Genomic DNA, 22563 nt, shown 5'->3' on the forward strand with positions numbered 1-22563 from the left:
TTAGTCCAGGGCAGGGAGCAAAAGCATTGGCAAGTGGCCGTGCAGAACTACCTGCGAGGTAACGCTACGGTTGAACAGCTGCCCCAGAAAGCTACGGCGCCGAGCTACCAGCACCAGCAGGTCGGCGTGGGTTTCCTGGGCGGCCTGTAAAATACCCTCCGGAATCCGGCGGTGGCGCACCCCATGCGAATGAATGCGCGTCTCAATACCGGTTACCAGGCCACTGCTGGCCACCGCATCCAGCGCGGCCGTGCAGGTGTCGCTGTCTTCGGGCTCGGCCACGTGGCTTACTGTCAGGCGGGGTTTCAGCTGCATGAGTAAGTCCCGCATGCCTTCTGACTGGGTTTTCAGGCTGATGGAGCTGTTGTCGGCGGCTATAGTAATAGAGTGAGGAGGCACCACGGCCTGAGTGCCTATTGGTACTACCAACAGCGGCGTGCGGGTGGCCCGCAGGAGTTTGAGCGAAGTGCTGGTAACCAGCTCGTCGGGGGTAGTTTCGGTGTCTGGCTTTCCCAAAATAAGCACGCTGGGTGCATGGCGGCGAACGGCATCGGTTACGGCGGCCTCCACACCTTCTACCGCCGACTCCACTACTACGGGCACGCCCAGGGGCTGCACCCGTTCCTGCAGAGCCGCCGCTACCTCGCCCTCACTCAGATGCCGGATGCTCCCATTAAAGGCATCCGGATCCAGGAGGGTTTCACGCCGAATGTGCAACAGAACCAGCGGCGCTTGTACGGGGGCTGCCAGCGCTGCCGCATAGCGCAGAGCCTGGTCGGCAGCGGGGGTGAAATCGGTAAGCACGAGAAAAGGAGCGGCCATACGGAAAAGCTGATTAGGGATAGGAGCAGATCAATTACTACCGGAAGTATACGGGAAATGTGGTAGTACGCTGCATTCCGCCCCGAAATTGCCTGCTGTGTGCCGGCTGCTCCGGTTTCCTGGCCAGGCTGGTTACAGCCCGTGAGCAAGCGGCGAAGCCACGTGCGTGCGCGCAAATTCCTGCGCATAGCCCCTTATTTGGTCGCGCGTAGCCCGAAAGGACTCTAAAATAACCTCCTCCGGGCCCGTTGCGCGGGCTGGGTCGGGGAAGCTATGGTGCAAACGGGTAGCAGTGGCCGCACCCGGCAGAACGGGGCAGGTTTCCCGGGCATGGTCGCACACGGTTACTACCACATCAAAGGGCACGGCCGCGTATTCGGTAGCCAGATTGGAGGTGTGCTGGCTGATATCGATGCCGTCTTCGGCCATCACCTGTACTGCCCGCGGATTCAGCCCGTGCGTTTCCACGCCTGCTGAGTATACCTGTGCGGTAGGCAACAGCTGGTGCAGATAGCCGTGCAGCATTTGGCTGCGGCAGGAGTTGCCAGTGCAAAGAACCAGAATATTCATAGCGAAAGATGAGTTAAGGCGTAGCAGTTAGCAGCAATTGCCAGCGGGCGAGCAGGCGGCCCCGGCTGCAGCACTAGTGTCTGCCAGCGTGAAGGCCATAGGAGCCATGGCAGGTATCACTTCGGCTACGGCGGCGGGGGCAATGCAGCACTGGCTGCTCTCCGCCGTCTGGTCGTACTCCTGCTGGTAGCGCGGGTCATTAAATTCCGCATCTTCGTGAAAGTAGTACACCTCCCATTCGGTGCCATCGGGGTCGTTCACCCAGAATTTGTCCTGCTTGGCGTAGCAGCAGCTCGTCCCGATTTCTTCCCGCTGTACCAGACCGGCTTGCCGGGCCGCGGCCAGTCGCTCTTCCAGTTGCGGCAGCGTTTCTACCTGAAACCCCAGGTGCCCGAAATTGCTGTGCACTCGCTCCGGGTTTTGCACAAACGAAATAATCAGAGAGGGAGCATCCAGCACGTATTTGGCGTAACCGGGCTTGATTTTGCTGGCTGGCTGCCCGAAAAAGGCGGTGTAGAAAGTAACCGTGGCCGCCAGGTCAGAAACGTACAGCGACACGTGCATGCGGGGGAAAGTGCTCATAGCTGAAAGAAGTAAAACGTGAAAAAGCCTGGAAATAATCAGCAGCCGCAACTATCGGCCGGGTCGCAGCCAGTAGTAGTTGTGGCCTGCGCGAAAAACAAAGCAAACTGCTGCTGCACCTGCTGCCACAACGGCCGGTTTAGGCAGTAGCACACGGTGAGGCCCTCAATTTCGCCCCGGATGAGGTCCAGAGCCTTCAACTCCTGCAAGTGCTGCGAGACAGTAGTGCGCGACAATGGAAGCTCGGCCGCAATGTCGCCGGAGATGCAGGTGGTTTTGCCTGCCAGCAGCTGAATAATGGCCACCCGGGCCGGATGAGCCAGGGCTTTGGCCATCCGGGCCAGTTGCTGCTGCTCAATGGTAAACTCAGTAAGCTTGGCGTATGTCATTTCAAGTGCTTGTTGTATGACGTAAACATACGTCATATCTGCATAAAATGTCAACAGCTCTTCGGTTGTTTTTTTCTATAGACGAAAAAAGCACCCTGAGCCAAGCTCAGGGTGCTTTTTCAGGTAGGACTACGTTTCCAGCGCGCTAAAGCTAGTGTTGCTGAATCAGCAGGGATGTTACCGCCTTTGCTTCAACAGGTACACCCAGACAGGAAGGAGAGCCTATTTTACTTAACGCAACCGCCTCAGTAGTTTAGACTACCCACCGAGAAGCCCTGCGGCACCGGCATGTTAGCGGTTATTGTCGTCGATGGGGTTGTTGAAGCCCGGGTTCATCAGCTCATCCGTCATGCTGGAGTTATCCGGGTCGGGGCCAGTGGTTGCACTATCGGTCGGAATGCCGGTTGTTTCGGCCTCCAGGCGGGCAGAAGTATCCAGCGTACCTTCTTCGTCGCGCTGATAACCGTATAGCTCCTCGCGGTGCTTACGCTGCGCATCGGTTAAATTGGCGCCCGAATCGGGGTTTAAAGCGGCGGCGGGGTCCTGGTTGTTATCAGTTGCCATGTGAAAGAAGTAGAATGGGAGGTGGTATGAACCCTGGGGCAATTACTTGCCGGAGCCAGGAATCCCGCGCCCTTCGTCGGGCCGGAATGCGCTGAACTCGTCGGGGTTGTCGTTTTTACCCACGTTGGGATTTTTGGGATGCTCTTCGTCCTCCGGGGCTGGCTCGGTAGTATGGTTGGCCGGCTCGTTGGTAGGCCAGTTGCGGGTTCCGCCGGCATACCGGGGGTCATCTTTAGCCCAGCCTTCCCGCTGCTCAAAGTACTCAGCATCCTCTACCTGCCGTACGGTGGAAGGCTCCAGGTTTTGGGGGGTGCTACCACGTTGCTCCGGAAAGGCAACGGGCGGTGCCACTTGGCCGCCTTCAGTTACGCTTTCTTCCTGCTGGGCCCGGGTGCGGCTTTCGGGTGCTGTGGGCTTACCAAAGTCGCCATATTGTGGGGTGCCAGCGCCAGCAGGAGTATTTTCCGGGGTGGGGGCAGAGGTATCGGGAGTGGTTTGCATGTGAATGTGTGTAGGAGAGAATAGTTCGGGATGCTGCGGCACCGGAGTGCCCGCTTCTCTGGCTCATACGTAAACTCCTGGCAAATGGCGAAACGCATTTGTTTGCCTCAGCACAATTCTTTTATAATCATGGCTACTTCCATCACCCATCAGGTCCACGACCAGGAATTTACACTGAAACGGCAGGGTCACTCGGCTGAGCTGGCATATAGCTACCCCAGCCCCGGCATCATCGACTTCACGCATACCTATGTGGAGGAAGCCTTACGGGGGCAGGGTGTAGGCGAGCAGCTGGCGGAGGCGGGCTTGGCCTATGCCCGGCAGCAGCAGCTACGAGTGCGGGCAAGCTGCCCCTTTGTGCAGGCGTACCTACAGCGCCACCCCCAGCACGCCGATCTGCTGGAACTCCGTACCTGAGGGGGCTACCTCACCCGGCAAAACCATTTGGCCCAGGAGCACGTGTAACCAGCTGATTTGTCGTTTTTTAATGGAATCTTAATTCCTGGCGTACGGGAAAAGAGTACCTTTCCTTCTGTAAGCTTATCTGCTCCTCTCAGGCTTTCACTCAATGGTTACGTTCCACGTCCTCACCGATTTTTCGGCAGCGGCAACCAATGCGCTGCATTACGCCGTGGTGCTGGCCCGACACGTAGGAGGGCTTGTGCACCTGTGGCACATGCTGCCGGCCAGGCAGGCCAGCAGTGCTGCTTATTTTGGTAGCCCGGGCGCTGTTTGCACGGCTGCCCAGGCCCAGGCTTCCCTGCTGGAGGTAGCCCGGAAAGTAGAGCAATACGTACCCTGTGCTACCTCTTTACTGCTGGAAAACCCTATGCAACATCTGGTGGCTACATTGGGCACCAAGGCTGGCAACGTGGTGGTGGTAGGTAATGCCAACCCGGTTAAATCTATGCAGGCAGCAGCTTCCAGTGCTGCCCTACGTTTGGTGCAAACTCTGGCCCAGCCCTTGTTGGTGGTGCCAATTACCTACCGGGCTGGGGCCATACCCCGCCGCGTGGTCCTGGATACCGACCGGCAGAAAGTGCGTTTGCCAGTGGCTGCTTCCACTATCCCCTGTCTGCTGGCACAGCTCACCGACTCCAGTCAGCCGCTTACCCTCTCGCACCTGCCCGGCGACGTGGAGGACCTGTTAAACCGGGTGATTCCCTCCGTAGTGGGCCTGCACGTGTATACTAGCCCCGCTTCGCCGGAACTGGTTGATGTGGCCAATAATATTCAGGCAACCGGCCTGCTACACGGAGTAGCTCATACCGTTACTTCCACTCGTTATCCTTCTATCGAGGAAGGTATCCGGTACGCGGCTGATCGGCACCAGGCCGATTTGCTGACTTTTGTTACCCGGCAGCGCATGTATCCGGGCAAACAGTTTCTGCGGAGTGTAACAGCTGGCTTGCTGGCGCACAGCCGTATTCCCGTACTCACCATCCCGGAAATCTAGAACCAGACGGCTCGTTTATTCTCCTATAGCTTGTGTTTGCATCTCATAACCAACCGCATGTGAAAAGGGCCCGCACTGCAATGCGGGCCCTTTTAGCTGCCACAGGTTCGGATAGATACAATGATACAGCGGGTAGCTAGCAGGAGCCCGGCAGCATCCTCACCCGGTACTGCTACACTGGCCTGCCCAGCTAACCGGCCCCGGCGGATGCCGGCAGCAAGAAGGCCCGCATCCGGGGGCTGGAGGCGGGCCTTATGGTACTCAACTATCCGACAAGTAATTAGCTGCGGGATTTAGTGCTGCACGGCTACCCGGCTGCTGTAGCGTACCCCATCAACGGTTACCCGCACGGTGTACAAGCCACTGCGTAACGTATGCACCGCTACCGGGGTGGTTTCGGCTGCCGATGTGATTACTGTGCGGTGGAGAACTTCCTGACCCAGAGCATTGAAGAAGCGAATAGTAGCGGTGTGGCGACCCCGCAACTCCGGCAAGCGTACCTGCACGTTGTCAGCGGCGGGATTCGGGAACACCTCAATACCAACGTTCAGGGGCGCTGCTTTGGTGGTGGCCGTTGTGATGCAGCCGCTGGTATGGCTCCCCACGTTGGTATACACGTCCGTACCAACAAACTGCCATTCACTGGCCGCCTGGCTCCACCGCTTTTGGCCGGCATTCACGGTGGCTTTGCGCACCAGCGTGGCGTTGGTGGTAGAGCCGCCGCCCGGCAGCTGCCAGCCACCAGCCGGTTGCTGACCAATCACCCCGATAACATCCAGCGTATCGGTACCATCCAGCAGCAACAGCGCATCGTCGCCGTTAAAAAAGCCCACGTTGGATTGCAGATCGGTTTGGGCTGCCACTACCGGCGAGGCTACGCCGGTGTTGGCAATTACGTACACGTCGCCGGGGGCAATGGTGCCGGTGAGGGCCTGCGTGGCCGTGGGCGAGGTGGCACCGTTGGCAAACAGCCGTACCTCAATACCCGCCAGGCTAATGGGAGCCGGCGAGGGGTTATAGATTTCTATCACCTTGGTATTGCTGGTGTTACCTTCCACATATTCCGAGAAAAACAAATCGGTGCAGGGGGAGCCGGCCGGAGCCTGGTCGTCGTTGGTAATCGTGAGCACGTGGGCCGAGGGCGCACCCAGCACGGCCCCGCCGGTAGTGGGAGTACCCAGTACCAGACGCACCGTTTCGTTGGGCTCCGGCTGCGCATCGGCTACTACCGCTACCACTACCGGAAAAGTTTGCGTAGCCTGACCGGCCACAAAGGTGAGGGAAGTGGTGCTGAGGGTATAATCGGCGGGAGAAGTAGCGGTGGTGCCGCTGGAACTTACCGTAACCGGAATGGTCACGTTGGCAGTTGGGGCACTGCCGCTCAGCGTTACATTCACGGTGTAGGTGCTGGTACCCGCACTGCCTTCTGCCAAGCTTCCAGTTGCCGAGGCAAACCGGATAGTGGGAGCCGCTCCATCGTCGTTGGTAATCGTCAGCTCCTGTGAGGCCGGGCCGCCTACTGCCCCACCCGTGGAGGGGTTGCTGAGAGCCAGTACTACCGTTTCGTCGGCTTCGGCCTGGGTGTCGCCATTCACGGTTACGGTCACAGTCTGGGAGGTCTGGCCGGCGGCGAAGGTCAGCGTCTGGGGCGAGGTGAAGGTAAAGTCGGAGCCGGCCGTGGCCGTGGAGTTGGCTGCATCCAGCGCTACCTGCACCGTGAGGGCCGAGGTGGGGGCGGGCGTCACGTTAATTGTGGCCGTGTAGGTGCTGGTGCCAGTGTTGCCTTCCGCAATGCTGGCGGTAGCCGCCGAAAACGAGAAGGTAGGCAGCACCTGGAAGCCCCAGGCCCGGGCTACCAGATCGGGGTAGGCAATGTAAGGGTTGAAATTACCCTGACTCTTGGCGGCGCGCCGGTTACGCTCCCGCTCCCGGGCATCTACTGGGTCGGCCAGGTGCCACTGGTACAAGGTGTTCACATCCGCAGCAGCCGTAATTACGTCTTTACCCGGGTCGAAGGCCTGACCCTGGTGCATGGTATAGAAGTAGAAGATAGCCCGGGCCAGGTTGCCCTTATGATCCTCACGCGGCTCAAACTGTGAGTTGGTATCCTCGCTGTATTCGTCAATGTTGGCCGTCGGGATGGTGGTCTGGCTGGCGTTGTTGCGCATCCAGAGCTGGGTTTGGGCATCCGGAATTTCCGCAAACGGGTCGGAACCCCGGTTGGAGTTCCAAGTGTCATAAGTCGGGAACAGGTGGTGAATATCGGAGCGCATCCGCACCGCCTCATTAAACCACGACTGGGGCACGGTGTGCTCACAGTTGATGCGGGTTACGCCGCTGGGGCTGGTGCTGGCGGAGTCCAGCCGGACGGTTTCGGTGTAGCCGGAGTATACGCACACCACGCGCCCATTCTGGTTGTCCACGAAGTTGTACATCTTGCCACGGGCATCGTTGTAGCTCAGTACCACCCGCTTACCATCGTACCAGTTCTGACGGAGCCAGTCTTTCAGGGGCTGACCCTGCAGTGAGGTAGGAGGCGCAGCGGGCATTGTTTGCGCAGAAGCCGCTACCGAGCCAAGGCTCAAGGCTGCTCCTACCATCCAGGAGAAAAAGTGCTTCATTAACGGGGGGGAAGGTGTGTGAGAATGAAAGAGGAATACAAATGTCGTACTCTTTTAGGAAACCCTGACACGCAACCGGCTGGCCATCTGCAAGAATAACCTGCCCGTAACCTCTCCGCTGTCCATACGCTTCCGCAACCACTCATCCGGAAGCCGGGCCACAAAAAAGCCAGCCCGGAAGGCTGGCTTTGGTGTTTCTCAACAAAGTAAGAAGAGGCTACTTGGTGGGCATCAGGACGGTGTCAATTACGTGCGTAACCCCATTTTTAGATACCACATCAGCAATGGCTACGTTGGCCATACCGCCTTTGGCGTCATGAATCATCACCATGTTGCCGTTGCGGTGTACCGTCAGGGCTTCTCCTTCCACGGTAGTCAGCGTCTGGCCATCTTTCAGGTCGGCAGCCAACAGGCGGCCCGGTACTACGTGGTAGGTGAGGATGGTCGTGAGCTTCTGTTTGTTTTCGGGCATCACCAGCGTATTCACCGTGCCGGCGGGCAGCTTATCGAAAGCAGCATTGGTGGGGGCAAACACCGTAAAGGGACCAGCCCCTTTCAAGGTTTCTACCAAGCCGGCCGCTTTTACCGCAGCCACCAGCGTGGTGTGGTCGGCCGAAGTAACCGCATTATCCACGATATCCTTATCGGGGGTCATCATGGAACCGCCCACCATTACGCCATTACCGGTCGTCATGGTCATATCCTTCATGTCCTTGCCTTCCCGGGGCTTGGTGGTGGCCTTAATTTTGGCCCCGTCCTCTGACTTGCCTTTTACCTTGGTTTTGCCGTCATCGGCCACCTTGGTTTTGGTGGTCATTTCACCATCCTTGGTTTTCGTCTTTTCGTCGTCCGACTTGCTTTTCATTTTGCCCTGGGCCACGGCCGAGCCAGTCGTCAGCGTGAAGGCCAGTGCCAGGGTAGAGAGCAGATACTTGTTCATAAGACAGAAGGGTTGAGGGTGGACACCCTGTGAGAGAAAATGTCTGCCTTGTACGCCAACCTCAACAGAAAGGATATAGAACAGGTGTTTTTGATGGATACGTAACGAAAGCTTAACTGCTCTGTGCTAGCGTAAAGTGTCTACCTTTTCACCATGAGTTCCTGTACGCAATATTCAAAGTATGTGCTATGTAGCCTGCACTGCAGCAGGCCAAAGGATGTAGCCGTTTCATGCACGGCGTTATGAATATTAGAAAAGCGGCACCTCTCGTCTTCGAGTGGAACGGCCTTCTCCAGAAGGCTCGCAGAAGAAAACGCGAAATGTCGCGTCCTTACAACACGTGTGAAAATGATATAGTATGGACTACGCCTTCAGTCGTTTGCGCAGGTTCATTACGAAGCGCTCAACATATGTATGAAGCAACGTGGCCAGCACCAACGTTAATACCCATAACAGCCCCATTCCTAGCAACGATTTTAAATACGATGGCAGGGCCAAGGATTGCACCAGGGGAATAACAAGCTGATTATGAATCAGGGAGCTATGCAATAAATGCATGGAATAGGAAATCAGACTGATGTGGGTGATGGCCGAGCCTGCTAAACCGCGGCTTCTTTTCCAAGTGCTCAGCAACGGCAATACGAACATGACGGCCAGCGGATAGCAACCGAAATGGAAAACACCGAAGAATAGGTTGAGCTCATCCACCGAGGCCGGACCAGTAAGGGAATACACTACCACCACGCCACCTATAAACTTTGCTAACCGCCACCGAACCCAAGTGCCCGGGTAGTAGAATGCCCACCACGCAGCCACCATCCCGTACATAAGCGAGTCGAGGCGTAGTAGTACAATTTTGTAGAAGTGGTTCTGCCATTCCGCCAGTGATGTCGGCTGAAAATGCATGTAGTAGCTGTACCGGTACAGGGTAGTAGCCAGTAGCAACGTAATGGCAGTTGTGAGAACGGCAATTTTGGGCGGCAGCCGTAACGCACAAAGTGCAACTACAACCGGGGCAGACACCAGATAAAACCACTCCTCGACTGCCAACGACCACGCTTCGCCGTAATTGGGGTGATGTACCCAGTTGAAATTCTGGAGGAAGACGAAGTAAGCCGGGTAGTTCTCCAGTGGAAAAATGCCAAGCTGTGTTTCCAGCAGAATAGTAACGAGCAATACTAGATAGTAGGGGGCAAGGTGCGCAGCCACCGCCGCAGCCAGAAGTCCCACAACGTATGCAAGCAGGCTAGCCTGCTTTCCATTGTCCTGATCAAAATTCCTCCAATAAGAAACCCCGATAAAACAAAGAATATGGCCACCCCATCAAACCGGTTGATATAGCGGTGGAAGAAAGTAAAGCTAGGCGAAACCCAAACTGCCCCATGTACCAACACAACCGAGCAGATGGCAAATGCGCGCAATGCATCTAAACCAAATACACGGTTGCTGCTTTCAGGTGAGCGAAGTAGCAACGGCATATATATGAGATAGATTACTGGTACTGACTACTGCAGGGAGGCGGCATTATACACTTGTGGGCAAAGCAGTAAATGAATGCCCTATTGCTTCCTGACCTACCGCTACTCGACGGCGTGCTACCAGAAACGGCAGCGGTACGGACGTTCCTCAAATGACACAGCGTATATATAAAAAGTAAGCTCCCCGAAAGGCTTTACTCATGACAGTGCTTCCGAACAGTCTGGCAAAACAAAACCCCGATTCTGGACTGGAATCGGGGTTTCGTTACTAAGTGGTGGTCGCGCTAGAAGACGATCGTAGCGGTAAACCGTGGCAAACCCTGACAAATCCCGGTAAACGGTGGCAATTACGGCCCTTTATGCCATTCCTCAGCTTGCCATAGTTTACCACCGTTTACTATCATTTACCGGGGCTCGTCGCACACTGGAGCCCTCAGTGTGCGACGCCCGTAATTTATCAAAAGCGGAGAGCGTGGCTACGTGCCGCTTTTGCTCCCGGCTCTTGGCATAGCGCCGGGTGGTGTTAATGCCGGAGTGACCGAGGCTGTTCTGCACCTGACCCAAATCGGCGTCACCATCGAGCAGCAGGGTGGCGAAGGTGTGCCGGGCCAGGTGGCAGGTGATGAACTGCCAGAGCGGGCCGCGGCGCTCGATACGGTGGGGGCCCCGTTGGCGCACCTGCAGCACGGGCCGGTCGATGCCGGCCAACTGGGCGGCCTCCTTAATATAGTCGTTCATCTTCTGATTGGAGAAGACGGGCAACTGGCCTTCGTAGCGCTGCCAGATTTCCACGGCCACCGGGTCCATGGCTACGCGCACCTTCGTTTTTTTGCGCCGGCCCTTGAATTGCACGTACTCCAGGATGTGGCTGCCCTGCTCCAGCACCACGTCGGCCGGCTGCAGGGCTTTGAGGTTACCGTAGCGGGGACCGGTGAAGCAGTTGAACACGAACACGTCGCGGGCCTGGCTGATGTGGCCGGGTGGGAGGGGGGTGTCGTAGAGGGCCATTACCTCTTCGAACAGCAGCGGCTCGATTTCTACCTCGTAGGTGTACTCGTCGGTAAGCCACTCGCAGGGCAGGCCCGCGAACTTGAGCAGCTGCCGCAGCCCGCCCACGTAGCGGCCGATGCTGTTGGACTCCAGCCCCTGCTCGCCGGTGCTCCGGTTGGGTGCCTCTTCCACCAGGTACTCGCACCACTGCTCTACCAGGTCAGAGCGGCGGGTTTTGGGGTCGGGTAGCAGCTGCTGCAGCGTTGTGCCCGGCCGGAAGGCTTCCCAGTGGGAAACGATGGGGTCGGCTTTACGCAGGTAGTTGGGGCTGTACTTGGCCCGGTAGAAGGTTTTCCACTCCTGGGCGACCTGGGCAATAGTGGCCACGGCCGGGGCGGCTGGCTCCGCTGGTGCCGGCGTGGGCTCGGAGGCCTCGGCCTGGCCCAGCACGATGAGCAGGGCCTCGCGCATCTGCTCAGCACTTACGCGCTGGCCCGCGGCCTCGGCGTCGTCGAGCAGCGTGGTGGCGGTTTTCTCCAGCTTGCCGAGCCGGCGGTTAATAGTGAGGCAGCGGCCTTCGTCCTGGGTGCTGACGCGCTGCTTTTTCGTCCAATACTTTTTGAGCACGGTGGCGCGAATGCCCAGCCGTACGGCCGGGCTGGTGCCCGGCTCAGCCGCCGGGTGCCGGGCCCAGCGCACCTCCATATATATAGGGTGCATACCGGCCGTTGCCTTGTTGTGCAGGTAGAACCGGATAGCCATCGGTTACTCCTCCTCCGGCATGTACACGGATTCGCCCACTTTCCAGAGGCAGTTGATGTCGCCGAGGGTGATTTCCATTTCCTCGCCGTTGCTGTCGGAGCGGAGGCGGATAAGGCCGTTCAGGTTGCTGACAATGCGTTTGATGAGGAAGGCGGGGCTACGCAGCGAGAGGGCGTGTACGCCGGTAGCGTACTGAAAATTACCGTCCGATACGGGGCGTACCACGTGCTGGGAGCGGTCGGGGTAGCGGTCGGCCATGCTGTTGCCGCGCACCTCGATAACGGCGGCGTTGGTGTAGTCCTTGCCCGGGCGGCGTTGAATCCGGATGGTGGCAAAGTCGCCGTAGTTTCGGTCGTGGCAGCTGTTGGAGAAGGTGCCGTAGGCCACGGGCTCGATGAAAGGCAGGTCGATAAACTCTGCGTTGTCCTGGTCAATAAACATAAACTCATCTAACAGGCCCGGCGCTGGCTTCACAGCGGACGCGCGTCCAGTTTCAATATACTCTACAGTAGTTTTGTAGATTTTAGCCAGCTTCTCCAGTACTGAGGCGCGAATCTTACTCTTATTATCAGACTCATATCGATAGATGGTCTGACGACTCATACCGATAGCTGCTGCGGCCTCCTCCAAGGTCAGGTCTGCATCATCACGAAGGCGAATTAGTCGGGAGGCTCGTGTACTGGACATGTGATAAGAGTGAATTCCGTGAACAAAGCAACGGAAAACTGTAACGGCTAGTGATAAATAGTAACAACTAGTATTGCTTTAACACGTATTGTAACATATATTTGTCACATCATACCACGCTTTACCGCCATGGAAGTAGCAGAAACCCCCAAAACCTACGCCGTTCGCTCTGTAGTTGATGCTGAAACGGAAAAGGCTCTCAAAGCAGAGCAGAACAAGATTCAGGAAGAAACTGGTAAACGGCCCAGTGTCAGTGAGGTCGTTGCCATGTGGCTTACCCGGTGTGCCAGACAGGCAGCAGCGGCGTAAATTTTTTTGCCCTGCATTTCACGTTTTTCACTTATAGTATCACATTTCACTTTCTATGTCTCACCTTCAGAACATCATGCTTACCGCCATGCCCGGCGGTGTTAGCTCCCAGGATTGGGTAACCATGCTGGAAATTCAGGCCAAGGCGGCTGCCGAAGCCGAAGTTAGTACCCGCACCTACGTGCAAAGCCCCAAGCAGAGCGCCGAGAAGAAATACGACGACCGGCTGCATATCCGTCTTGGTTGCGGGAAAACCAAAGCCTACGAGCTGCTCAAGCGCTACGAGGAGAACAAAGCCGGGGGCCTGCGGCATATCCGCATTGGGGCCAAATACATCGTGACGGAGGCGGCGGTACTTGAATTCTTCGGGGATGCGCCAATGCAGGTTTCTCACCGCAAAGCTGCCTAGTCCGATGCACCTGGTAACGACTACGCCCAAGCCCACCGTCAACCTCACCGAGCTGGCCCGGGTGGAGCAGCTCATGCCGGCCGCCGTGGTGGCCGCCGCTCCGCTGGAGCAGCTGGAGGCCCGCCGCTGGCAAATCAATTTCGACCATCCCAGCTACGCCGAGGAAACGGCCTATGTGGTAGAGCGGGAAGCCCGCCGCCGGGCCCGGCCCATGATGGTACCCACTCGCTAACGCCGCAATCCCGATGCTACTCGCTACTGCTTCCTTCAATCCTTCCTTTCACGTGGTGCCGGCCAAGCTGCCCACCGCCGCCTCGCTGGAGTTCTGGCTCCAGAATCCGCTCCTCGTCGAGACTCACCCGAAGCTCCTGGCTGAACGGACGGAGCAGTGGCCCGGCTGGTCACCGGCCGAGCGCACGCAGCTCCGCTACCGGCTCAAAGCCGAGCGGGACCGGCTCAAGGAGAAAGCCAAGCCCGGCGAAGACGATTTGACGCTGCACGACCTGCTCAGCTTCATCGAGGCCCACAACGGCCTGCTCGATAACGGGGTGGAGCGCTCGGCCGTGCGGCACTTCGCCTTTATGCTCCACAGCCGGGAGCGGGCCTGGTACCGGGCCTTTCTCAAGGAAGTATTCCGGCTGCGCGAATTGGCCCTGCACGAAGAAATCGAGCAGATGTACGACGAGTGCGACCGGGACGCCGCCTAACTCATTTCTCACTTCAACCACAATTGCCCTGTGATTACGCTCTCCAAATCCATCGACCACGCCCGGCGCGAAACCACGATTACGGCCACTGATGCCGCCGGCCGTTACCTCTGCTCCGAAACCTGGTCCGGTACCGGCAGCCGGGTAGCGGTGGCACTGGCCCAACACGTGCGCACCTCGGCCGAGCAGCTCCAGCGCCGGCAGAACATTGCCACCGCCGCGTCGGTGAGTGAGGCCCGCCAACTCAGCAGCCGCCTGTAATGCAGCGCCACTCTCACCCCCGCCTCTACGCGCTGGAGCAGGCCACTGTCGGCCGGCAGCGCAAAAAGCAGATTGCCCGCGGGCGCCTGCAGCTGCTCATCCTGGTTGGCCTCGCCGGCCTGTGCTGGCTGGTATTCGGCTGCGTGGCGTACGGCCCCCGCGCCAACCGCAAGCCCACCGGCCTCGGCATTCGGGACGTGGAGCAGCCCGCGCCGCGCTACTCGCCCTACACCTGGCAGGCCCTCTAAAACGATAGGGCCGCCCCATTGCCCGGGGCGGCCCTATCACACTTTCAAACTTCAGAATACCACAAAGCTAATGCAAACTTCCGAACAACTGACTGACCTGCGCCAGCTCTGCCAGGAGAATGGCCTGGATATGCGTACCGACCTGTGGCAGCATAAGCAGTCCGGTAACTGGATTATGTCGAAGGTCGGGGCTGAAAAGCTCCAGGGCCGTAACAACATCGACATTGATATGGACGTGTCGGCCGCCGGCATCGACTTCGCCATTGTAAAAGTAACGGCCACCCGCACCGTGAAGGTGGAGGGCAAAACGACGCTGAAAAAGCTTACGGCCCGCACGCTGGGCTCGGCCAACCCGAAGAACTGTACCCAAATCAGCTACTACGCTGAAATGGCCGAGAAACGCGCCACCGTACGGGCCGTGCTCAAGCTGATGGGCTTTTCGAAGCTGGGCGTGTCTGGAGAGGAGGAGGCGGATGATTTCGCCCGGGCCCGCAACCAGGCCAGCCCCACGCTGGAGCAGGCCACTGAGCAGCGCCCTACGACCGGCGGCGGGAACAGTTCCGCCGCCCCGGCTCCCTCCGCTGGTGCCGCCCCAAGCAGCGCCCCGGATGATGCCGACGACTTCATGGCCATTGCGTCGGCCATTGACTCCATCAACGAGGCGAATACGCTCGACGAGCTGCAGGCCACGTGGAAAACCATTCCCAAGCAGGTAGCCGAGGAGCTGGCTGTGTACTCGGCCAAAGAGGAGCGGAAGGAGCACCTGAAGCGCAACCAGACACTGGCAGCCTAACACGAACGAGGGCCACCGTCGCCACGGTGGCCCCCATTTACTTCTTTTCAACACTGCAAAAGTATGAAACTCACATTCATTGCTCCTGCTCGCCCAGGACAGGCTAAGGCCAAAACTCCAACGATTACCCTCTCTTTGCTTGGGGGGCGCATTGGCTTTAACGGCCCCGCTGCTGAGCTGTTGGATCTGGATAAATATCCTCATTTGGCAGTGGCCAAGGACGAGGAAGATAATGTGTACCTGGTGGGCTTCACCGCTGCAACAGGGGAAACAGCTACCGTGCAGCGTAAAGCCAAAACTGTTTCGGTTTCACACAGCGCCGCCGTACGGGAGATTATAGACTCACTTCCTGCCAAAACCTTTGGGGAGGCCTCTTCTATTTCCATGCCGCTAGCTGCTGAACTGACAGTAGTACCCGGATCCAAGAACACCCGCGTAGTGGGCTTACTTACTGCCGGTGCTACGGTGCTGCGCGTGAAAAAGGGAAAGGAGGTGTCCAATGGCTAAGCTGAAAAAAGGAGCTGTTGCCTCGGCCATGCACGAGTTAGCCGAAACACTGCCAGCCACAAACCCCGTGTATGAGTTTGCGGCCGGCGACCTGGTCGAAGTAATAAACCCGGATGACCTGTATGCTGGCCTGGTAGGGGCGGTGCAGCGTGTCAATGATTCCGGCAATACGGTTTTTCCACGTGTTACCGTGCTCTATCCTGCTACGAACGACGCAGCAGAGCAGGAAGTAGAGTTTAATGACGTGGAGTTGCGGCGGCACGTGCCTGCGAAGGCGCCAAAGCGCAAGAAGGCAACTCCTGCAGCCAAATACTGGGAAGATACTGACGGGCATCCGATAGCCGTTGGCGACGAAGTGCGCTACACGCATCCTACCAGTATTCATAGCGGCGGGGCTGGCATCCTCATGGCCATCCATGTCAAGGAAGGCAACCAGGAGCCAGTGGCCACAGTGCAACTGCACAAACTTTCCACCTGGAAAGAATCTCCGTCCATTCCTGCTTTCCTGCGCAACCTCACCTACCTGAGTACCCCAGCACCGGTTGCACCGAAACCGGAGGCCGCGCCCAAAGTAGAGGTGTGCCTGAGCACGAAGGCATGGGACTTATTGGAAACGATTGAAGTGTGTGGCGGTACGGTACCCTTTGCCAACGTGAGCAGTGAGTCGGCGCAAGCCTGCATTGCTGAATTGGAAAAGTCTGGTCTGCTAGTAGAAGAGGGGGGCGGGTTTAGCTTGACACCGGCCGGCCTGTTGGCCGCACAACAAGCGGCTCCGGATCCAGTCGAAACGGCCCCGGTAGCAGAGGAATCTGAAACCGCCGACTTCCGGATGCTGCCCCTCTCCAGCATTGCCATTACCCGCAACACGCGCAAGGTGTTCGATGAGGTGGCGCTGGCTGAGTTGGCTGAGAGCATCAAGGCCCACGGCATCCTGCAACCCATCGTCGTGCGCCGGCGTGATAACGGGTTAACGGATCCGAAAGGCTATGAGCTGGTAGCGGGTGAGCGTCGGTACCGGGCGGCGGAGCTGGCCGGCCTGACGCACGTGCCGGCCATGGTGCGCTACCTCACCGACCGGGAGTTTCTGGAGGTGCAGCTGCTGGAGAACCTGCAGCGCGTGGACGTGCGCCCGGCCGACGAGGCGATGGCCTTTGCCGAGCTGCTGAACGTGCACAAGTTTTCTCCGGAGGAAATTGCCCTAAAGGTGGGCAAGCCTGCTAAGTTCGTGCTCCAGCGGGCCAAGCTCGTTACCCTTATTCCGTTTTGGATGGAGGCCCTGCAGGAAGAACGGTTGCCCCTGGTGTCGGCGCATGAGCTGGCCCGGCTGCCCGCCCACAGCCAACTAGCTGCTAAAAAGTCGCTGGAGTATTACTACAATGGCAACAGCCCAAAGTATGATGCTGGGCAAGTAAGTAATGCTATCCGGCGCGACGTGCTGCGCGACCTGGCCAGCGTAGTGTTTCCAAAGGACGATGCCACCCTATGCCCGGGCGTGGGTGCCTGTGAGGCCTGCCCCAAGCGTAGCCGGGCCAACCTGCAACTGTTTTCCGACCAGTCGGATAAGGACCAGTGTTTAGATGCTGCTTGCTTTGCCAGCAAGACGCAAGCCTACATTCAGCGCCGCCTAGTTGAAATCAAGCAGGAGGATGGGCGTATGCCTGTACTGATTGGTGTAGAAGCCGAATCTCGCAAGAAGTATCCCAAAGCTGTTTATAGCTACGAGTTTGAAAAGGGCAAGAAGGGCGCTGCCGGCGTCGTGCGGGCCTTGGTGCTCGACGGGCCTGAGGCTGGTGCGGAACGTTGGGGCAAGCTCGCCTCCTGGAGCAAAGTTGTGTCGGAGGAGGACGAGGCTAAGAAGAAAGCTCAGGATGCTATCCGCCTCCGGAAAGAGCGGGTAAAGAAGGCCGAGCGCATCATACTGGCCGATAAGTTAACGGCCGATCTTGTCCCTTCTGCTACTGGACCTGTAGGGCATGCCGTACTCGTTTACATGTTGCTCGAGGCTATCGGCTCCGCTCATATTGCGCTGGTAGTGGACATGCTGGGCTGTCCTGAGCCCACCCTAGACGAGCGCAACACTGACTGGGACAAGCGGGACGCAGCAGGTAATACCCCATTTCGGAACTGGCTTATCGGCCAGCTCACACCTCGGAGCTTTGACGAGCTGCTGTGGCTCTACTTTACCAGAAAGGTGCGCCACCGCATGGAGCACGAATATGAAGACCGCCAATTTGTTATTGGCTCGTTGCTTCGTGGCCAGGGCTTAGGATATGAGGAGGTAGGTGCTCAGGCCGATGCGTGGGTAGAGAACCGCTACTACACCAAGAAAAAGAAGGGGCCGTCCAAATGAGTCAGTCTAGCTACTTCAAACTGCGGACAGGTCTTAGCCGTGGCGTCGATGACGCCACGGCTAAGAAGAAAATCTGCGTGTACAAAGACGAGTACTTCTATCGAGATGCGTCGGGCCGCTTGGCTCAGGTAGCCGTGTATGAGGACGGGTTTGTGTACCGCAGCCCTGCCACGTACCGCCGTGACCTGAGCAAGCCGGCTGCCGACTGGCTGGCCTGGCGTGAGGGTAAGCTGAAGGTGCCGAAAGGTGAGCAGCCACCCTTTAAGTATGCCGAGCTTCCGGGCCACTTGCTGGCGGTGCCACCAGGTGCGCTGCCCTGCACTGTAGCCGAGTATGAGGCTGCGCTGGCTAAGGCCATGGCTGCAGAGAAGAAAAAAGCCGATGAAGAGGCCAAGGCCAAGGCGTTTGCTGCGCTACTCAAAACCGGCAAGTTCAATGGTTCAAACGAGCCGGATCCGGAAGAGGTGAAACTCGTTGTCGAAGCACCTCACTTCCTGGCCGACTTTACCGTGCTGGATATTGAATTTCAAGGCTCTGAAATGCTAGAGCTGGCTGCAATCCGCTACCAGAACTGGCAAGCCGTAAACCAGCTGCAAACCTTCGTGCGCTTCCGGGGTGAGCTAAACTTCCACGTGGCCACCCTCACCGGCATCAGCCGGCACGACGTGTGGAATGCGCCCGACGAGCTGGCCGTGCTCACGTCCTTCCGCAAGTTGGCCGGAGACTCCCTATTGGTGTGCCACAACCTGAGTGCCGACCGACGGATACTGGAGGCCGCCCGCACTCGTCAGGGGGCCCGGGAGCCACTACCGAACGAATGGTTTTGCACGCTGGCCCTCAGTAAGCAGCGCTTACCGAAGCGCAAGCACGGCCTCGGTGAGTTGTGCACCAGCTTCGGTATTGCCACCCACGGCGCACACCGGGCCCTGCGTGACGTGGAGATGTGCTTCGGCCTGCTGCAGCACCTACACCAGCTCGAGCCCATCAATGGGCCGCTGGCCGCGAAGGCATCGAGCAAGAAGGTGGTAGTAAATCAACCCTCACTTTTCGCAGCTGCCTGATGAATACCGCTCCACTACTGGCAGCCTCCTCCGGTGGGCTGTCCCTTTCCGCTTCCCCCCGCCGTATGCTACCTATTCGTCAAAACCTCAACCAGCTCACCGGTATCAACCGCACCTATAAGGCGGTATTGATTGAGGTGTGTGAGCTGGTGGAGAATGGCAAGCAGGGCAAGTGCTCTGCTCAGAATGAGTATTTCGCCGAACGTCTCTCGGCCAGCCTGCGCACCATTTCCCGCACCATTACGGGGCTGGAGGAGGCGGGCCTGCTCACCTCGTCGGGTGCCACCAATAAGCGCGTGCTGCTGCCCTCTGCCGGGCTCCGGGCGTGCTATGCCGGCACCGATACCACGGCCGCTATTCAGGCCCTCTCGTCGGCCCTGCTCGACGCCCGGTCGGAGGAGCCAACTATAGACAAAACTATAGCCAAAACTATAGACACTCCGGCCAAAATGGCTATAGCCAAACCGGACCCAACTATAGACAACCGTGGCACAACTATAGCCAACCGTGGTAGCAACTATAGCCAAACAGGGTCGCGCGTATATAGAGACGACCAATACGAACAGAACGAGGAGGAGGTGGCGCTACGCTCCGCCCTCGTCGCCGCCCAAAAAAAAATAGGGGAGCTCACGGCCCAGCTGGAGGAAAGAACCCGCGAACGGAATGCTCTCCGCAACTCCCTGGCTGCCGTTCGTCCTGCCAGTTCTGTCGCGTCGGCTTCGCACACCAGGGGGGGCGCGGCCACCGACCCCCACAAGGTGCCGCTCGCCGAGAGCAAGCACATCACGCCGGAGGGTTTTGCCCGCATTGCCGAGGCCTTGGGCTACCAGGCCGCCTACTTCCCGCACTACCGGGGCCAGATGCTGCTCAAGGCCGGAGCTGAGCAGCGCGACGAAAAGGGCTGGCAGAACTTCATCCAGCGCTACCTCACCAACGACGCCAACAGCGAAACCGGCCTGATCACCACTCCTCCCAACGATTCCGCTACAACTCATGCAAGCCGTTCAACTTTCTCACAGCAACCCCAGCGGCCGGCCAACGGGGCCAAACCTACCAGTGCTGGCAGCGAATTCGCTGGCGCCCTTGCTGAGCGCCGCGCGCGGCTCCGAAGCGCTGGCCCTGGCCATCACGGACCGGCAATGGGGTCTGACGCCAGCTAAGGCGCTGCAGAGCCCGCAACTTTCCGTCCTGGCCCGGCAGGCTCCCCGCGAAACGGCCGAGGCATTGGGCAACCTGCTCATTTTCGCGGCCCATCAGTTCAACGTGCCGCGCAATCTGAGTGATATGCAGGTGGGGTTGTTGGCGGAAGACCTGCTGGAGCGGTACTGGTTCTGGCGCTTCGACGAGTTCGTGTACCTGTGCAAAGAGGCCATTGCCGGCCGGTGGGGCTGCAACTACTCGACCATCGACGCGCCGACCGTGCACGGCTGGTGTACTGCCTACGCCGAGGTGCGCGACGCCGTGGTGGAACAGGCCGCCCGGGAGGAGCACAAAGCCCGCCGCCTGGCAGAACAGGCCCAGGGCCCGGCTCGGGCGGCCGACGAGCAGGCCTATATCCGGCACCTGGAAACGCTCACCGACGAGCAGCTGCAGAAGGGCATTGCCTGGTATGAGGCCCGGCCGATGGAGCCCCACGCCGCCCTGCGCATCGAGCTGGCCACGGCGGTGCTGGTGGAGCGGGCCAAGCTGGAGCTGCTGCGGCGGGTGCTGGTGGTAAATGAATCCGGTACCGGTGCCGTCGAGGCCAGCGAGGAGGAGTACAAGCGCTTCCGGGCCGGATGGGTAGCCCAGCGGGAGAGGGAGCGGGCGGAGCAGGAAGCAGAGCAGCAACCTGAAGCCCCCGCCGCATGATTCAGGAAGCTAATGCCCTTGATTTTCTGGCCGCTCAGGGTACTGCTTCGGCTCACCTCATCATTGCAGATCCACCGTACCGCACCACGAAGCTGGCTTTCGACAAAGCGCCGCCGCTGGACTTCGCTGCCTGGTGGGCAGAGGTAGAGCGGGTACTGGTGCCGGCCGGGGTGGTGCTCATGTTCTCGGCTGATCTGTTCACCGTCGATATGATTCTGGCCAACCGGGCTGCTTACCGCTACCGGATGGTGTGGGTAAAAAGCAAGGCCACTGGTTTTCTCTCGGCCAAAAAACGGCCTATGCGCGGGCATGAAGATATTCTGGTGTTTGGCCGAAATGCTGATGCCAGCACCTTCAACCCGCAAAAGAGCCGCCGCGGTGCTGCCTCTGTTCGCAAAAGCATCTACCGCAAAAACCAGGCAACGGCCCACTACGGTACCCACCGCAACAGTGAGTATGCCGACGATGGGACCCGCTACCCTACCTCGGTGCTGGAGTTCGACAGCGTACCCACGCTGCACTGCCTGAACCCAACCGAGAAGCCGCTGGACCTGATCCGGACGCTGGTGCGCAGCTACTCCAACGAAGGGGAGCGGGTGCTCGACACCTTCTCCGGTTCGGGAGTTACGGCCCACGCCTGCCTCCTGGAAGGCCGGGAGTTCGCCGGCTGTGATGTGGATCCACAACAAGTAACACAGGCTAACGTCCGGCTACAGTCGGTGCAGGTGCCTTCACTTTTTCAGTAAGCCCATGAGCAGCTACACCTACCGAGGCGACCGGCTCACCGCTCCCGAGCTGAGGGGCCAGCCCTGCCAGGCCGTGCGCACCGCCGGCGGCAAGTGCATCCGGGGCCGCAACGGCTCCATGCTCGTCCAATTTGAAACCGGGGCCGTGCACGTGGTGCTGGCCCGCCAACTCAGAAAACTATGATGCCAGTCCATTTCGAGGGTGCTAATACCACCTTTACCAAGCCCGCCGATATGACCGACGAACAGTGTATGCCCGTCTCGGCCTACGTTGGTCGGGATAGTGATAACCTGCCTTTCGTGCTCACCGCCTGGCAGCCCAGCCACGAGGATATACAGGCCATAAATGCTGGCCGGCCCATCATGCTCAAGCTGGTAGGCGTCTCGATGCAGCCAGCAGCCCTCTACACTTTCGACCACGAGTACAACGCCAACGTGTGATGAAAACTTACCTGCTGGATTATGGCTGGTACCGAAATAGCCGCAACCGAAAGGCGCACTACTACCGTGGTACCACCTTGTCTGCCTGTGGCGCTTACGCCCAGGCCAAACGCCCAGAATCTGAAAACCGTCACACGGATGCCGGCCCCAAGTGTGCCGGTTGCCTAGCTGTTACCGGAAAATGAGCATCATCTACATCGAACTCGACGAAGACATGGAAATGCCCTGCCCTTGCCAGCGCTGTGGTGAATGGTTCGACCTACACAACGGCCGCGGTTCTAAATCCTGGTATCCTGGTACCGTCATCTGCAAAGAATGTAGTGATGAGGAACGGGAGGAAATGGAAGTGGAAGCAGCTGAGCAGGAAGAGGAGGACGACTATGAGGAAGAGGACCCCGACGACTTCAACCCCGATACCTGCCCCGAGTGTGGCTCGGATGAGGCAGGAGCCCCTATCTGTTCGCAATGTGGATGCCTTCTAGTTGACCAAGACGACGATTAGCGGGAAATCCATGGGA

General features: G+C 58.6%; 29 protein-coding genes and 1 pseudogene. 17 read left to right on the plus strand and 13 right to left on the minus strand.

Annotated features, from left to right (window positions below):
- The 6 genes from EI290_RS09420 to EI290_RS09445 form a co-directional block, all read right to left on the minus strand.
- Entirely contained in the window at positions 1-822 is an 822-nt protein-coding gene (locus tag EI290_RS09420; protein ID WP_125429032.1) for a universal stress protein, read from the minus strand.
- A 132-nt stretch (positions 823-954) separates the two neighbouring features.
- On the minus strand, positions 955-1392 hold the full coding sequence (locus EI290_RS09425) for an arsenate reductase ArsC (protein WP_125429034.1): 438 nt from the start codon (positions 1390-1392) through the stop codon (positions 955-957).
- A gap of 27 nt (positions 1393-1419) precedes the next feature.
- Positions 1420-1974, minus strand: a complete 555-nt coding sequence (locus tag EI290_RS09430) for an ArsI/CadI family heavy metal resistance metalloenzyme (protein ID WP_125429036.1) — start codon at positions 1972-1974, stop codon at positions 1420-1422.
- Positions 1975-2012: 38 nt separating this feature from the next.
- Positions 2013-2363 (minus strand): ArsR/SmtB family transcription factor, encoded by a 351-nt coding sequence (locus tag EI290_RS09435; RefSeq protein ID WP_125429038.1) that lies wholly within the window; start codon positions 2361-2363, stop codon positions 2013-2015.
- A 291-nt stretch (positions 2364-2654) separates the two neighbouring features.
- On the minus strand, positions 2655-2927 hold the full coding sequence (locus EI290_RS09440) for a hypothetical protein (protein WP_125429040.1): 273 nt from the start codon (positions 2925-2927) through the stop codon (positions 2655-2657).
- A gap of 42 nt (positions 2928-2969) precedes the next feature.
- Positions 2970-3428 (minus strand): hypothetical protein, encoded by a 459-nt coding sequence (locus EI290_RS09445; protein ID WP_125429041.1) that lies wholly within the window; start codon positions 3426-3428, stop codon positions 2970-2972.
- 129 nt (positions 3429-3557) lie between these two features.
- On the opposite strand from EI290_RS09445, the gene EI290_RS09450 reads away from it, so the two are divergent.
- On the plus strand, positions 3558-3845 hold the full coding sequence (locus tag EI290_RS09450) for a GNAT family N-acetyltransferase (protein ID WP_185816924.1): 288 nt from the start codon (positions 3558-3560) through the stop codon (positions 3843-3845).
- 151 nt (positions 3846-3996) lie between these two features.
- Positions 3997-4884, plus strand: a complete 888-nt coding sequence (locus EI290_RS09455) for a universal stress protein (protein WP_125429045.1) — start codon at positions 3997-3999, stop codon at positions 4882-4884.
- Positions 4885-5177: 293 nt separating this feature from the next.
- Here EI290_RS09455 and EI290_RS09460 read toward each other — a convergent pair whose 3' ends face one another.
- From EI290_RS09460 to EI290_RS23010, 7 genes and pseudogenes are all read right to left on the minus strand, one after another.
- Positions 5178-7505, minus strand: coding sequence for an endonuclease (locus tag EI290_RS09460; protein WP_125429047.1), 2328 nt, complete (start codon positions 7503-7505; stop codon positions 5178-5180).
- Between the two features lie 217 nt (positions 7506-7722).
- Complete coding sequence (locus EI290_RS09465; protein ID WP_246008915.1) at positions 7723-8214, minus strand: fasciclin domain-containing protein; 492 nt, start codon at positions 8212-8214, stop codon at positions 7723-7725.
- A 594-nt stretch (positions 8215-8808) separates the two neighbouring features.
- Positions 8809-9675, minus strand: coding sequence for an acyltransferase family protein (locus EI290_RS09470; protein ID WP_185816937.1), 867 nt, complete (start codon positions 9673-9675; stop codon positions 8809-8811).
- Complete coding sequence (locus EI290_RS23005; RefSeq protein WP_125429053.1) at positions 9624-9923, minus strand: acyltransferase family protein; 300 nt, start codon at positions 9921-9923, stop codon at positions 9624-9626. Before EI290_RS23005 ends, EI290_RS09470 begins: the two co-directional genes overlap by 52 nt.
- A gap of 384 nt (positions 9924-10307) precedes the next feature.
- Positions 10308-11675: a site-specific integrase gene (locus EI290_RS09480; RefSeq protein ID WP_125429055.1), complete on the minus strand. Its 1368-nt coding sequence runs from the start codon at positions 11673-11675 to the stop codon at positions 10308-10310.
- Between the two features lie 3 nt (positions 11676-11678).
- The gene (locus tag EI290_RS09485) at positions 11679-12149 is read right to left on the minus strand and encodes a S24/S26 family peptidase (RefSeq protein WP_246008908.1); all 471 of its coding nucleotides are present in this window, start codon (positions 12147-12149) and stop codon (positions 11679-11681) included.
- Between the two features lie 33 nt (positions 12150-12182).
- Positions 12183-12362: pseudogene (locus EI290_RS23010) on the minus strand (helix-turn-helix transcriptional regulator); the annotation flags it as partial.
- A 364-nt stretch (positions 12363-12726) separates the two neighbouring features.
- Here EI290_RS23010 and EI290_RS09495 point away from each other — a divergent pair.
- The 15 genes from EI290_RS09495 (at position 12727) to EI290_RS09565 (ending at position 22547) form a co-directional block, all read left to right on the plus strand.
- A complete protein-coding gene (locus EI290_RS09495) occupies positions 12727-13080 on the plus strand; it encodes a hypothetical protein (protein WP_125429061.1) in 354 nt (117 codons plus the stop codon).
- 4 nt (positions 13081-13084) lie between these two features.
- The gene (locus tag EI290_RS09500; RefSeq protein WP_125429063.1) at positions 13085-13312 is read left to right on the plus strand and encodes a hypothetical protein; all 228 of its coding nucleotides are present in this window, start codon (positions 13085-13087) and stop codon (positions 13310-13312) included.
- Positions 13313-13325: 13 nt separating this feature from the next.
- Positions 13326-13787: a hypothetical protein gene (locus EI290_RS09505; RefSeq protein WP_125429065.1), complete on the plus strand. Its 462-nt coding sequence runs from the start codon at positions 13326-13328 to the stop codon at positions 13785-13787.
- Positions 13788-13817: 30 nt separating this feature from the next.
- Complete coding sequence (locus EI290_RS09510) at positions 13818-14048, plus strand: hypothetical protein (protein ID WP_125429067.1); 231 nt, start codon at positions 13818-13820, stop codon at positions 14046-14048.
- Positions 14048-14296: a hypothetical protein gene (locus EI290_RS09515; RefSeq protein ID WP_125429069.1), complete on the plus strand. Its 249-nt coding sequence runs from the start codon at positions 14048-14050 to the stop codon at positions 14294-14296. Before EI290_RS09510 ends, EI290_RS09515 begins: the two co-directional genes overlap by 1 nt.
- A 70-nt stretch (positions 14297-14366) precedes the next feature.
- Positions 14367-15089, plus strand: a complete 723-nt coding sequence (locus EI290_RS09520; protein ID WP_125429071.1) for a hypothetical protein — start codon at positions 14367-14369, stop codon at positions 15087-15089.
- Positions 15090-15152: 63 nt separating this feature from the next.
- Complete coding sequence (locus tag EI290_RS09525) at positions 15153-15596, plus strand: hypothetical protein (RefSeq protein ID WP_125429073.1); 444 nt, start codon at positions 15153-15155, stop codon at positions 15594-15596.
- Positions 15597-15624: 28 nt separating this feature from the next.
- The gene (locus EI290_RS09530) at positions 15625-17946 is read left to right on the plus strand and encodes a ParB/RepB/Spo0J family partition protein (RefSeq protein WP_185816925.1); all 2322 of its coding nucleotides are present in this window, start codon (positions 15625-15627) and stop codon (positions 17944-17946) included.
- On the plus strand, positions 17943-19007 hold the full coding sequence (locus EI290_RS09535) for a 3'-5' exonuclease (RefSeq protein WP_125429077.1): 1065 nt from the start codon (positions 17943-17945) through the stop codon (positions 19005-19007). The genes EI290_RS09530 and EI290_RS09535 overlap by 4 nt, the downstream gene beginning before the upstream one ends.
- A gap of 65 nt (positions 19008-19072) precedes the next feature.
- Positions 19073-20167, plus strand: a complete 1095-nt coding sequence (locus EI290_RS09540; protein WP_185816926.1) for a helix-turn-helix domain-containing protein — start codon at positions 19073-19075, stop codon at positions 20165-20167.
- Positions 20091-20858, plus strand: coding sequence for a hypothetical protein (locus tag EI290_RS09545; protein WP_125429081.1), 768 nt, complete (start codon positions 20091-20093; stop codon positions 20856-20858). Before EI290_RS09540 ends, EI290_RS09545 begins: the two co-directional genes overlap by 77 nt.
- On the plus strand, positions 20855-21604 hold the full coding sequence (locus EI290_RS09550) for a DNA-methyltransferase (RefSeq protein WP_125429083.1): 750 nt from the start codon (positions 20855-20857) through the stop codon (positions 21602-21604). Before EI290_RS09545 ends, EI290_RS09550 begins: the two co-directional genes overlap by 4 nt.
- A gap of 4 nt (positions 21605-21608) precedes the next feature.
- The gene (locus EI290_RS09555; RefSeq protein WP_125429085.1) at positions 21609-21788 is read left to right on the plus strand and encodes a hypothetical protein; all 180 of its coding nucleotides are present in this window, start codon (positions 21609-21611) and stop codon (positions 21786-21788) included.
- Positions 21785-22045, plus strand: coding sequence for a hypothetical protein (locus EI290_RS09560; protein WP_125429087.1), 261 nt, complete (start codon positions 21785-21787; stop codon positions 22043-22045). Before EI290_RS09555 ends, EI290_RS09560 begins: the two co-directional genes overlap by 4 nt.
- 181 nt (positions 22046-22226) lie before the next feature.
- Complete coding sequence (locus tag EI290_RS09565; RefSeq protein WP_125429089.1) at positions 22227-22547, plus strand: hypothetical protein; 321 nt, start codon at positions 22227-22229, stop codon at positions 22545-22547.
- Positions 22548-22563 lie beyond the last annotated feature (16 nt).

Source organism: Hymenobacter metallilatus, from assembly GCF_003944705.1.
Classification (GTDB): Bacteria; Bacteroidota; Bacteroidia; order Cytophagales; family Hymenobacteraceae; genus Hymenobacter; species Hymenobacter metallilatus.